10 protein-coding genes and 1 pseudogene are annotated in these 11,939 nt (G+C 54.4%); 4 read left to right on the top strand and 7 right to left on the bottom strand.

Going from position 1 to position 11,939, the window contains the following annotated elements:
* Positions 1 to 4: 4 nt before the first annotated feature.
* From BLP78_RS13450 to sbnA, 3 genes are read right to left on the bottom strand one after another with little or no spacing between them, the layout of a single operon-like run.
* Entirely contained in the window at positions 5 to 1,801 is a 1,797-nt protein-coding gene (locus tag BLP78_RS13450; RefSeq protein ID WP_090460002.1) for an IucA/IucC family protein, read from the bottom strand.
* Between the two features lie 5 nt (positions 1,802 to 1,806).
* A complete protein-coding gene (gene sbnB, locus BLP78_RS13445; protein ID WP_176752871.1) occupies positions 1,807 to 2,832 on the bottom strand; it encodes a 2,3-diaminopropionate biosynthesis protein SbnB in 1,026 nt (341 codons plus the stop codon).
* The gene (gene sbnA / locus BLP78_RS13440) at positions 2,829 to 3,833 is read right to left on the bottom strand and encodes a 2,3-diaminopropionate biosynthesis protein SbnA (protein WP_090460000.1); all 1,005 of its coding nucleotides are present in this window, start codon (positions 3,831 to 3,833) and stop codon (positions 2,829 to 2,831) included. The genes sbnB and sbnA overlap by 4 nt, the downstream gene beginning before the upstream one ends.
* A 728-nt stretch (positions 3,834 to 4,561) precedes the next feature.
* Between sbnA and BLP78_RS13435 the strand changes: the two genes are divergently transcribed.
* Positions 4,562 to 6,454, top strand: a complete 1,893-nt coding sequence (locus BLP78_RS13435; protein WP_090459998.1) for a pyruvate kinase — start codon at positions 4,562 to 4,564, stop codon at positions 6,452 to 6,454.
* Positions 6,455 to 6,610: 156 nt separating this feature from the next.
* Here BLP78_RS13435 and BLP78_RS13430 read toward each other — a convergent pair whose 3' ends face one another.
* The 4 genes and pseudogenes from BLP78_RS13430 to BLP78_RS13420 form a co-directional block, all read right to left on the bottom strand.
* Positions 6,611 to 7,993, bottom strand: coding sequence for an alkaline phosphatase PhoX (locus BLP78_RS13430; protein ID WP_090459996.1), 1,383 nt, complete (start codon positions 7,991 to 7,993; stop codon positions 6,611 to 6,613).
* A gap of 182 nt (positions 7,994 to 8,175) precedes the next feature.
* Positions 8,176 to 8,351 (bottom strand): annotated as a pseudogene (locus BLP78_RS15825) (AAA family ATPase); the annotation flags it as partial.
* Positions 8,352 to 8,978: an RES family NAD+ phosphorylase gene (locus BLP78_RS13425; RefSeq protein WP_090459994.1), complete on the bottom strand. Its 627-nt coding sequence runs from the start codon at positions 8,976 to 8,978 to the stop codon at positions 8,352 to 8,354.
* The gene (locus BLP78_RS13420; protein ID WP_143002972.1) at positions 8,978 to 9,601 is read right to left on the bottom strand and encodes a hypothetical protein; all 624 of its coding nucleotides are present in this window, start codon (positions 9,599 to 9,601) and stop codon (positions 8,978 to 8,980) included. Before BLP78_RS13420 ends, BLP78_RS13425 begins: the two co-directional genes overlap by 1 nt.
* Before the next feature lie 428 nt (positions 9,602 to 10,029).
* On the opposite strand from BLP78_RS13420, the gene BLP78_RS13415 reads away from it, so the two are divergent.
* The 3 genes from BLP78_RS13415 to BLP78_RS16090 form a co-directional block, all read left to right on the top strand.
* The gene (locus BLP78_RS13415) at positions 10,030 to 10,470 is read left to right on the top strand and encodes a hypothetical protein (protein ID WP_090459990.1); all 441 of its coding nucleotides are present in this window, start codon (positions 10,030 to 10,032) and stop codon (positions 10,468 to 10,470) included.
* A 15-nt stretch (positions 10,471 to 10,485) separates the two neighbouring features.
* Positions 10,486 to 11,463, top strand: coding sequence for a tyrosinase family protein (locus BLP78_RS13410; RefSeq protein WP_090460034.1), 978 nt, complete (start codon positions 10,486 to 10,488; stop codon positions 11,461 to 11,463).
* A gap of 347 nt (positions 11,464 to 11,810) precedes the next feature.
* The coding region (locus tag BLP78_RS16090) for a transposase (RefSeq protein WP_371128888.1) at positions 11,811 to 11,939 on the top strand (129 nt) is incomplete at its 3' end.

Here is an 11,939-nt window from a genome sequence, read left to right as displayed (position 1 = left end):
GTTATCACCGTGCCTGTCTGTCGTCTTCCGGCCACGACGGACTGCCGGCTAACAAAGGATTGGGCAGACGACCCATGGCGCTGGGCATACCGGTGCCGAAACTTGTGACATTGAATAGCGGAGCAAGCAACTGCTTGAAGGGCCACTCCACCTCCTCCAGCAGCATTTTTCTTGCCTGCCCGGCGATTTCAACCGGCAGCGGAGCACGTGCCAGACAGATTTCGAGCGCTTGGCGGACAATACCCCAGCCATGCGCTTCGTCCCGGCCATAATACGTGGCCAGCGCAGCGAGAATCGCATACAGATTGACCTCGATCGCCAGGGTTTGCAGGTAAGCCAGCAGTTCCCGCGAGGTATTCAGTTCCAGTGTATTAGGCGTGCTGCGGTCGATTACATAGTCCGGGATCGCGACACCCTGGGCCTGCATCAATGGATGGCACACGCGCAATGTGTCATGGTCACGCAGTACCAGCGCGGCAATTTTCCGGTCCTCGAACTCGAAGGCCAGCAATACATTCTGCCCGTGCAACTCTGGCATGACGCCGTGCGCAAAACAGCGCAGCCCCAGTTCGAGTAAAGCCCCGGCAATGTCGCCGAACAGGCGCCAGGCGGCTTCTTCCGGCGCTGCGGCGCCGATCAGGTGATCGAATGCCGGCAACTTGCCATCAGCCGAAACTGCCGGCAACGCTGCCATCGGGATCAGTGTTGCGCCGGGGAGCGTCGGATAGCGGCGAATCATGCAAGCCAGCTCGCCCGGTTCGGCTTCGAGCGCGGCGCATTGGCTCAATGCCCACCACTTATCCTCATCGCACAACAACAAGTGAGCCGCCAGCCAGTCGTCGCGCCGACGCAAGGATTCCAGGCAAGCGCTGGCAAGTATGCCGTTATGCAGATAGCGTGGCGGCAGAGCACGAGTTGCCCCCAGCGTACGAACGGAGAGTGCGAGCTTCAGATGGGTACCGGAATTTCCGGTGACGGCAAGCGAACGCAACGACGCAGTGGGAATCGCTGTTCCCGGCCCCACACTCAAATAAATGCACTCGCTGAGTTTCAGGGGAATTGACCGGTTGAGCCAGGCCCACTGCCATGGATGGACCGGCATCCATAACCAGTTCTCGCCATCGGCATGGAAAGCGCGAGCAGCGCTGGCCAAGCTGTCTTGCTGGCCAGGGTCAAGCAGACTCTCCGCCAGAGGCTGGCCGGTAAGCGGAGCCGCCGGTGCACTTACTATATAATTGCGCGGTACCGCCACCCAGTGAAGCGGAAACGATGCCATCGTTTCCGTAGCATAACCATAGCCATGGTCCCCATTCCAATCCTTGGCACGGGCCAGGGGGTGAAACGGCCGGTCTTTAAGGCAGCTCAACGCTTCCCAGGTCAGCAAGTCTTCGGGCGCAGCCATGAGACTTTCCAGGATATTTTGCTCATGCACTGCCGCAAACGCGGCCTGATCATAGGCAAGCGTGAAGAACCGCGTAAAACGGCCTGTCCGGTCACGCCACCAATCTGCCGTCTGCAAGACTTCGACAATCTTGCTGAGCTCGAGATTCGTCGTATTCGTAGCCGTATGCAAAACCGCGTTTGAACCCAGCACCCGAAACGGGCGCAAGCCATCCGCTCTCTGCCCTTGCCAGCGTAACGATCGCGTTTCGTCAAGCGCAATTTCCATCACTATTTTTCCATTGACCTCCGGATGCATGAGGCAATGCCCGCGAAAACCGTAAAGGTTCTCCAGCCAGAGCGCATCGAACAAGTCCTGAGCCAGCCGGCTCGCATACGGATGGGGTGGGATGATCTGCATGCGGTTCAGCCGTATAGCGGTAGTCGGGTACCGGTTCCACGCGCATGCGCAAGGCGGTAAAAGTGACGCGCGCAAATGATGTCGTCGATGGCCATGCCCATGGGGTTGAGCAAAATGATTTCGTCTTCGTTCTCCCGGCCCGGCCTGTCTCCGATAACGATCTCCCCAAGCTCTGCATGCAACTGTTCGCGGCTGAAGCGCCCTTCCAGCACCAACTGGTTGATGATCTTCTTTTCGCGATTTGACTGGTCCCAATCATCCACCACCACCTTGTCAGCCCTCTCATAGACATCCTTGTGAACGTCCATGATGGATATATTGCTGATGAAAGCACCAGGTTTAAGCCAATCGAAGGCCAGGTAGGGTGTACTGGTTACGGTACAGGTCACAATCACGTCAGCCGCTCTCACTGCGGATTCCGCCGAGTCTGCGCTGATAAAATCCACATCCGGATTGCTTTCCGCCAATAGAGTACCCAGCGATTTGGCCGCTTCAGTGGACAAGTCGAACAGATGAATACGCTCGATATCCGGAAACTGCTCCAGCAGCGTCTGCATCTGCATACGCGCTATCGGCCCGCATCCGATACAGGCAACATCGGTAAAGCCCCCGCGTGCCAGATAGCGGGTACCCACGGCAGTAATGGCCGCCGTGCGCATGCCGCTGATCAGCCCGCCTTCAAGGATTGCGACCGGATAATTGGTCTCCGCATCATTCAGCACAATGACCGCGCTGGCACGCTCAAGACCGAAGTGAACCGGATTATGCTGGCGGCTACCGACCCATTTCAGGCCGGCGACCGGTTGCTCGCCACCCAGATAACAAGGCATGGCAATAATACGGTCGGCGATGTGATCGGCGCCTGGCCAGCGCAGATAAGGTTTGAGCGGTTGCACGTAGTCGCCGCGAGCATGTGCCGCCAATCCATCCACTATCGCATCTACATAAGGTTGCGAGTGGCTGCCGCCTAACGAGCTGAGGTCGCTGCGGCTAAGATAGAGTAAATCAGGTGAGGTATCCGGCATGCTCATGCTGTTTGCTCCTGAGGCGTGCCGGTAAATCCTTTTGTCATGCGTGCAAAATGGCGTTCCCTCATGCGCAACAGCCACTGGTCATTGTATACCGTGTCCAGATAGCGCTCGCCCCGATCGGGCAGGATGGTCAGGATGCGTGCCGGTTGCAACAGACGGGCGGAAAGGCGCTGGATAGCGGCGATTACGGAGCCGGATGATCCTCCGGCAAAGATTCCTTCACGTTTTACCAATTGACGGCACGCCACGGCGGATTCATAGTCGTCGATCTGGATGACCTCGCCGAGCTCATCGCGCTTCAATAATTCGGGTACGCGGCTTGCGCCAAGCCCGGGTAATTCGCGAACCGCCGGTGAAGTACCGAACAATACGGAACCAAATGCATCCACGGGGATGACCTTCAGGGCGGGCCAGGCCTCGCGCAGACGCCGCGTAATGCCGTGGATGGTTCCCGAGGTGCTGACGCCCAGTACCAGATAATCCACGGGCCGATCCAGGTCGCGCAGGATTTCCTCGCCCTCGCCGTGATAATGGCTTTGCCAATTACGCTCGTTGGCATATTGATTCGTCCATACCGCATCGGGTTGCTCGCGCAGCATGTGCTTGACCCGCTCGATGCGGGTTTCCAGATAACCGCCCTGGCGATCCTTTTCGGTGACAAGCTCGATATTGCCGCCGTAACATTGAATGATCTGGCGGTTCACGGGTGAGAGTTTTGGATCCACCACCGCTGTGAAACGTAGTCCGTGCATACTGCAGATCATGGCCAGCGCAATGGCAAAATTGCCGGAGGAGCTTTCGATGATATGCGACCTGGAACTGATGGAACCATCCGCCAACCCGCGCTCGATAATATGGTGTGCCGGCCTGTCCTTGATGCTGCCACATGGATTGAACATCTCCAGCTTTGCCAGCACTTCACACCGCGAATCGTTGAACATACGAGAGAGGTTGACTATTGGCGTCTTCCCTATGCCATCAAGAATACTGTGAAGGATCATTTTGGTGCCTTCCATTAGATAATAATAATGATTAAGTAAATAAGAACGATAACGTGAGTAATAATTATTACTTCACGATGCAGAGGCTTGGATCGGCCTTCTCTGCCTTGTTCTACTTGAGAGCTTGATTTCGACCAGAAACCGGCCCTTCGCAAGGCTCGGCCGGACGATGTGATCCAGCCAGGCTGGTTGTCAATCTATGTCGGCTTCGGCTGAATTCCTTCGGCCACCCGGCTAAAAGTTATTATGTGGCGCTGATTACGTTGGAAGCAGCCAAGGCGTGGCGATGCGTGCAGTACTATTGTTGATATTTCCATAGCCAATATTCCCGATAGATAGGGTTAAAAGATTGGCTGGCTTGCCCAGGACGGGCTGGCGAGCTATAGAACTGTAGAAGAATGCGTGAAAAATTATTCACAACGAATAACCCGTGATTTCCTGGCCGGCTTTACGCCATTCCTTGACGAAGCGCAAATAGGGTGCATTTCTTCTTATGGATCGGTTTTGCACTATCCCTCTTTCCATGAATTTACATCTACGACCGAATGTCGAAAAATCGGCTGGGGATGTACTACTATTACCTGATGGTTTCTATATTTGTAAACGGGAATGATTCTTATTATATTTAATCACAACTGAAAAGCAAGTCTTTTCATCAAACATTTTCACATAGACGTAACAATAATGCCGTATCAACGTTTCAACGACTTATCGACGCAACGCCAATCATGAGCCCGCCTCGCAAGAATACCAGCACTTCTCCAGCCGCGTACGCGGGGAAAAATGCTTATGGGGATTTGCTGCAGGAATTGACGGCATTGTGGCAGGAGTTGATGACGCTCGAAGCCGAATCGGCCGAAATACTGCGCATGGTGGATGCGCGCCATCTGGCTAGCGCGGCCAATTTGATACATTATCTCGCCTTGCGGCGGCGCGATATGCGCCCCCTGCAGGAAAAGCTCGCGGCAGCCGGTTTGTCTTCCATGGGGCGTGCGGAATCGCATGTCCTGAGCAATCTGCACGCCATCATCACTTTGTTGCAGCACGCGCTTGGAAAAAAAGCACGGCAAGCGCCCGCTTCCCTCATCGCATCTTCCAAAACCGGCCCGGATCTGCTGGAAATCAATACCAATAGCCTGCTCGGCAAGCCGCCGGCGCACAGATGCGTACGCATCATGGTCACGTTTCCGAGCGAAGCCGCGGATGGCTACCCATTGGTCAAGGAGATGCTTTTGCAGGGCATGGACTGTGCCCGCATCAATTGCGCACATGACGATGCCGGCGTCTGGAAGCGCATGATCAAGCACATAAAACGAGCACGTCGTGAAACAGGTCGTCCTTGCCGCATCCTTATGGATCTGGGCGGCCCCAAACTACGCACCGGAGAGATCGCATCAGGCTTGCCGGTGCTCAAATGGCAACCGCAGCGCAACATGTACGGCAAAGTGACGGCGCCTGCCCGAATCTGGATATACCCGCAGAATGATGGTTCCACCTGTCCGGCGCATGCCCATGCGTGCCTTCCTGTCAAAGGAAACTGGCTGGCCCAGGTAACTTCACTGGACAGGCTTGAATTCCGCGACGCCAGGGGAGCACTGCGCAGCCTGCAAGTGGTAGGAAAGGTTGACGGAGGCTACTGGGCGGAGTCTATGCAGACCACTTATGTCAAGCCTGGCCTGAAGCTTTACCTGTTGAGGGTGACCGATTCCGGCGTAATACGAAGAGCCGGTCACGCCGGTGAAATAGGCGCGCTGCCGCAGATGCCCGGAACGATCCGGTTGCACCGCGGAGATAGCCTGATTGTGACCCGTGAACCGATTCCCGGGCACCCCGCCCAGTTCGGTGAAGATGGGCGGTTGTTGCGTGCCGCCAGCATTGCCTGTTCGTTACCGGAAATCTTTGCCAGCGCGCATCCCGGTGAGCGGATACTGATCGACGACGGCCGTATCGGCGGCGTGATACGCAACGTCAACACCGAGGAAATCCTGGTTGAGATCACCCAGGCCCGCGATGGTGGAGAAAAATTGTTGGCTGACAAAGGCATCAACCTGCCCGACAGCCATCTCGATCTGGACGGTGTCACGGCCACGGATATCGAGCACCTCGAATTTGTTGCCCGTAATGCGGACATGATTGGGCTTTCCTTTGTGCGAAAGGCTGCCGATGTCGCGCTGCTGCAGGCGCATCTCAAGCGCCTCAATGCGGATAAGCTGGGAATCGTAATCAAGATCGAGACACGCGCTGCTTTCGAGCAGTTGCCGGAGCTGATGTTTACGCTGCTACGCTCGCGGATTGTCGGGGTCATGATTGCACGCGGCGACCTCGCCGTGGAATGCGGCTACGAAAGGTTGGCGGAATTGCAGGAAGAAATTCTATGGCTGGCGGAGGCAGCGCATATCCCGGTAATCTGGGCCACTCAGGTACTGGAAGGATTAGCCAAGACCGGTAAACCGAGCCGGGCCGAAGTGACCGATGCGGCGATGGGCGAGCGGGCAGAATGCGTCATGCTGAACAAGGGCCCCCATGTCGTCAAAGCCATCCAGATGCTGGACAACATCCTTCAACGCATGCAGGGACACCAGCAGAAAAAGCGCGCATTATTGCGTCGCCTGCATTGGTAGCGCCCAAATACTGCAATTCATCTCCACAGAGTCATGGCAAAGCCAAAATATTGGACTGAACAGAAGAGGGTGATGCGAGGAGTTAGTGCAACCTCTGCCCTCCCCCCGCTGCCGCCAGATGTGCCTGAGACCTTCCCCGATTAACCCTTCCTCGCGCTAACCGTTAGAGGAGTATCTTCCGCGGCGAACCACGGCGCCCATCAATCCAAGACCCGCCAGCATCATGGCATAAGTATCCGCTTCAGGCACGGCGGAAATCTGGATCATGCGGTCCACATCGCTTCCGGGATGCTGGATGTTCACATACGCGATGTTGTGATTGAACTTGTCGAAATACAGACCCGTAGGCTCGGCGTCGACAGTTGACATCGATGCCCAGCGGCCAATTGATTCAGCCACGCCATCACGGTCCACATCCTTCGCAAACCAGATATCCGCCTGTCCGCCCGGCTGGTCTTCAACAATGTATATATTACCCTGGGCGTCAATGGCGAGATTGTCCGGAGAGTTGAATACCTCTCCGACGGGCGAATGGGTTACCTGATCAGAGGTAGTCTGGGATGCAAAAATTTTTGCTGTATTGGTGTCCAGATTGAAAGAATACACTTCATGAGTTGTGGTGGTTGCGGCATAGATTACTTGGTTGCCGTTGGCAAGCGTCTGGATTTCAATGTCTTCCGGGCGCTGATACCGGGTTCCCAGAGCGTTACTGGCTGATGCACGACCGTCGATCGCACCGTCTGCGGCAAGGACCGATACATCGGCCAGCGCAACCCCGTTAACGTCCGTGATCGCGGCCCAGGCGATGGCGCCTGTCGCGTTTGCGTTATTGCCGCCAGCGACTTGCATAGCGAAGGTCTGGCCAGCCGCGAAGTAGTCATCGCCGCTCGATGCCTTTGGATTGGCAGAGACATATTTGTAAATGCTGCCGCCGTTCAATTCATCGATGAAGTATAGATTGTTGTTTTTGTCAAACGCCAGACCTTCGTGAGATACGTGCGGCACGACGGTGCGCTGTATGAAATTTGAAGTTGCCGGGCCTGTGGTTGTGGTCGGATTGGTCAGTTCAAATAGACGACCCTTGGTGCTGCCCTTGCCCCAGGACTCTTCGGCTGTGAGGTAGCTCCCCCAAGGGGTCCAGCGCGAGGCATCGCCGGAAACAAAATTTTGTGTGCCGTTCGCTACAACGGTCAGGGACGTATCGGTCAGCCGGTCGAAACGCTTCACACCCGATATATTGTTTTCGAAAGGGCTGAACAGGTAACGGCCGGCGTCGGCCCCAGTTTCGTTGGCGGTAATCATATCCCAGTTATAGCCGCGACGGCCGGCAACCGATGTATTGGCATCAAGTGTACGTTGCGTAAACAGCGGGCTGGAGAGTTGGAAAGGCGTTGCCTCCGGGAGAGAACCAGCCGCAATACTGCTGGGCAAAGCCGTGAAGTTGTCGAAATTAGTGCTTGCGGCGATAGTTTCAGTGAGCCCACCCAAGGCAATGAATGTGCCGGGAACCAGAAAACCCAATTTTATGTGCTTAAGCATACCGTTCTCCCAAGAAATTGATAGGGCGTCGATTTACGAAGTACTGCACATCCTGATTGCATATAATCGGGGAGTCTTCCGATTTCTGTCGAATCAGGTGCCGGTGCTTCCAACCGTGCAGCAGGATGAAAATATAACGCGTAAATATGACAAGCTTGCTTCGCAGCCTGTAATCATCTTTATTACGCTTGACCTGCTGCGGCGTCGGATCCGTTGCTGAAAAGCGCCTTAATCCTGGCTGGCTTGGCGGCAAATTGCTCCATCAAATCTTTAAGGCGGCACCCATTTCGTGTCGGTGTCGACTCCAGGTCATCAATCTGTCGCGATAGGCTGACTCAACCATTTCGACGGATATGGGTTAATTCTGATGGGGCGGTGGGGCAGTTTTTGGGATTAAACCCACTCTAAAAAGGTGGATCAGTTGCGGATAGTCAGGGTGAGCGATGAGTGGTTCTGAACCTGGTTTGCACTGGACTTCGCTGCGCTCGAACAGGGCCATTACCGATTCATTATTATATTGATGGCTCATATATAGAATGCCATCTGCTTCAGGTACTTGACTGTGTAATGCTGCGGATATTTGCATCGAATGGGTATAATCATCGGATGCGCTGAGATCGCTGTTTAGTCCGAGCACTTTAAGATCGCGGCCAGTGAGTTTGGCCAGCTTCAGGGGTATTCCATTCGCCCGATCGAAGTGAGCAATATATCGCTCATTAACGCGTGCCTGCTCGATGACCCATCGGTTGTCTCTGTAGCAGCCCTGTTCATGTAGAACGGTTTCCGCAAAAGCGACCTCTAATTTTTGGGCTGCATAAGTGACTCCAAAGGTTGCCGCAGGGTCGTCAAAACGGTACTTTACGTTCTTTCCCCAATGCGGCTCGGAATTTGGGAACCTGGTTAAACGCAAAAGCGTCCTGGCGTCAATATCTATTAACGATAAGTTGCCTTCCGCCCATATGGCAGCGAAGTCCGGCAGATGCATCAGTCGCGCCCCCACCCGCCCGCCAAGCGTATGATGTCATTAAGCATGTCGCCGGCAGCGTCGGCAGGTGTCCGGCCTTTTAGGGCTCCGTGTTTATGCAGCAGAAATACGAGCTTACTCGAAGGGTCAAGATCACCTAAGGCTTCGTTAATGCGCGCGAAGGTAGTACGTTCGAATTTTCCCAATTCCCCAGGATACCAATGCTGCCCTTTCACCCACAACGAGAATACCTCGCCGCGATTGCGCGCGGCATCCAGTGCTTGGCGCGTGATTCCCCATAAATCAGCAAGTGTCTTGCTATCGATCAAGGTCCCGTCTCGAGTCCAGTCTACTAAGCGAGCTTCGCCCCGAGCTTGGGCATTCTGAACCGATTCAGCATAACTGATGTTTGGCGTCGAAGTCTCAGCAACCACCGGTATCCATTCCAGAATCTCCTTTGATTGCTTTAATTTTTCAATATCTTTTCTCAGGGCTTTCACCTCAGTCCTGAGGTGTGAGGCTTCCGCGCCAGTTTCAATATACCTGTTCAATTTCTCACCACCCATAATAACCGAGTCAATATCCCGCTTGAGTTTTTGCTTAATTTCATTCGTGATTGTGTGCCTTACATTCTCTTTATGCATTACATCCCCCATAAATATCGTGGTTAGTACGAGATGGCTCACCTCGACCTTAAAAAGGCCGCGTGAAATTTTTACCAATTTAGCAAATATAGCATAAATAGCAAATATAGCAAAATTGGGATATCAAACATCGCTACGACTCGAATTTCCCCCCACTTCAGGATTTGATTTGGGGCTTATACGGACTCCAGGGCCGGCAAGGCTGTTTTCAAGGTTTGTATCCAGGCACAACCACGATCACTGCCGGCATCCAACGTGCCGAAGCGTGCCTATAGTGAAGCACTCCTTGGTTACTTTTTTGTTGGGGCAATTCGGCATGCGCTGCTTTACTTGCTTTTTCAACGCCCTGATCTATATTAAAGAATCCTTTGAATAGTTCGGTCTATGATGCCGATTCAAATGTCGAAATGCCAAACAGGAGACGATCCATGCCAAGCCAGAACCAGATTAACCGGCCAACCATGAAGTCAATAAGTTCATACGTCAAAAAGCATGCCCCCCAGTTGGAGGAAGCCCAGAGGCACCAGCACGAGGCATCTGAAACTGTCCGCGAAGCAGACTATGAAGGCCATCATATCGTTGTCCGCACAACTTATCAGATAGAGGTCGATGGGATACCGGTTACCGGACACCTCGGAGTGACCGACGACGGGCAAGTCCATTATCACCCCATACCGAACATGAGTTTCGCTTCCGCCCTGGACATGGTCAGGCAGTTGATCGATATTTTCCCCGATGATTTCGCTGGCAAGGGGGGTATGGCCGCTGAACAGGATGGACATGAGGACCATGGCGCCCCGGGCCAGCCTCGCACCAAATCCGCGCCGCAGACCCGTCGCACCAGGAAAACCCATACTGATCACGAATAGATGCCGGAGAACACCATGGCCATACGAGAAAATATTCTGACTAGCGCGACCGCGCGCGACAAGTATATCCAGGGTGTAAAGTTACTGAAGAATGAGTTCCCGGGGCCAACCACGGCAAGCCTCGGCATCGGAGGTCTCTCTCAGCCAGTCAGCACCTACGATCTGTTTGTAGTTTGGCATCACGTTGCGATGACAACGTTCACTCCGCCTACGCAGAGTGACAGAAACGCCGCCCATCGCGGCCCTGTCTTTCTTCCATGGCATCGATTCATGCTGATGCAACTGGAAATGAATCTCCAGCGCGTGCTTGGCGATGACTTGACCTTTGGACTGCCATACTGGGACTGGGCGCAAGATGGCCAATTGTCGCCGGCACGTCAGAAAAGAGCTGCCATCTGGGCCAGAAACTGCATGGGAGGTAGCGGAGTTCCAGTAACTACAGGCCCGTTCGCGTTCGAACCCGGCGATCCAGGCGCTTGGCGCGTTCACATCACAACAAATGTCAACGGACAACTGGTTCAGGTAAACCGTGGCTTGCGTCGGCAACTGGGAACACAGACGACCCGCCTGCCAAAAAAAGCGCATACGACGGCCGCCCTCGGTCAGCCCATCTATGACACTGCTCCATGGAACACGACTTCCGCCGGTTTTCGCAATCTTGTTGAGGGCTGGCAAGACCAGCCGCAAATTCCATCGCCGAGCCTGCACAACCGTGTCCATGTGTTCGTTGGAGGAGATATGTCGCCTTCAACTTCGCCCAACGACCCGGTGTTTTATCTCAACCACTGCAATGTAGACCGCATTTGGGAAAGCTGGATGCAGCCGGCACCGAAAGGTCATGGCCGAGCTTATGTCCCGGCGCAATCGGCACCCGCCAGCTTGAAGGGCCACCGCCTCAACGACACTTTGAACTCCCTTTTGTCCGGAACCACTACCCCTGCGGAAATGCTGGATATCAGTGAACTGTATACCTACGACTCGCTGAGTGTGTGAAGTCATAAAATGACGTTGGATATGGGGTCAGTTCACGAAACGGACGTTTTTGTACGCTAAGCGATCGACATGTCGTCGCCAGTCGCTCCGCACTTGATCTGCCACGCCCTGTGTCCGGTTGGAGCACACCCCCAACCGACTTCAAGTACGAGATGCTTTAGGGTCAATTCCGGCATTTCCTGACGTAATGCCCCAATCCATCTCTGGTCTTAACCCGATGGAACGCCTACTACGCGTACGATTTTTTCCTTTTCGTGAACCAGACACGATTAGTGCCCCAGGGCTCTGCAGCTAGGGCCTGTTAACTCTAATAGCCATATTGCATGTATTCAGCTATACTTGCGGGCATGGAAATCACTCAAGCCCAGTACGAGCGAATCATACACTGCCTGCCGCTTCAGCGGGGCAATGTCAGTCTCAGCAATCTGAACGTATTGAACGCCATTTTGTATGTGGCCGAGCACGGCTGCAAGTGG

The organism is Nitrosospira sp. Nsp1 (genome assembly GCF_900100985.1).
GTDB lineage: Bacteria > Pseudomonadota > Gammaproteobacteria > Burkholderiales > Nitrosomonadaceae > Nitrosospira.
This window is presented reverse-complemented; position numbering and strand designations above follow the sequence as displayed.

Coding starts and splice junctions, on each gene's coding strand:
- BLP78_RS13450 (WP_090460002.1), bottom strand. CDS start 1,801: ATGCAGATCATCCCACCCCATCCGTATGCGAGCCGGCTGGCTCAGGAC.
- sbnB (WP_176752871.1), bottom strand. CDS start 2,832: ATGAGCATGCCGGATACCTCACCTGATTTACTCTATCTTAGCCGCAGC.
- sbnA (WP_090460000.1), bottom strand. CDS start 3,833: ATGATCCTTCACAGTATTCTTGATGGCATAGGGAAGACGCCAATAGTC.
- BLP78_RS13435 (WP_090459998.1), top strand. CDS start 4,562: ATGAGCCCGCCTCGCAAGAATACCAGCACTTCTCCAGCCGCGTACGCG.
- BLP78_RS13430 (WP_090459996.1), bottom strand. CDS start 7,993: ATGCTTAAGCACATAAAATTGGGTTTTCTGGTTCCCGGCACATTCATT.
- BLP78_RS13425 (WP_090459994.1), bottom strand. CDS start 8,978: ATGCATCTGCCGGACTTCGCTGCCATATGGGCGGAAGGCAACTTATCG.
- BLP78_RS13420 (WP_143002972.1), bottom strand. CDS start 9,601: ATGCATAAAGAGAATGTAAGGCACACAATCACGAATGAAATTAAGCAA.
- BLP78_RS13415 (WP_090459990.1), top strand. CDS start 10,030: ATGCCAAGCCAGAACCAGATTAACCGGCCAACCATGAAGTCAATAAGT.
- BLP78_RS13410 (WP_090460034.1), top strand. CDS start 10,486: ATGGCCATACGAGAAAATATTCTGACTAGCGCGACCGCGCGCGACAAG.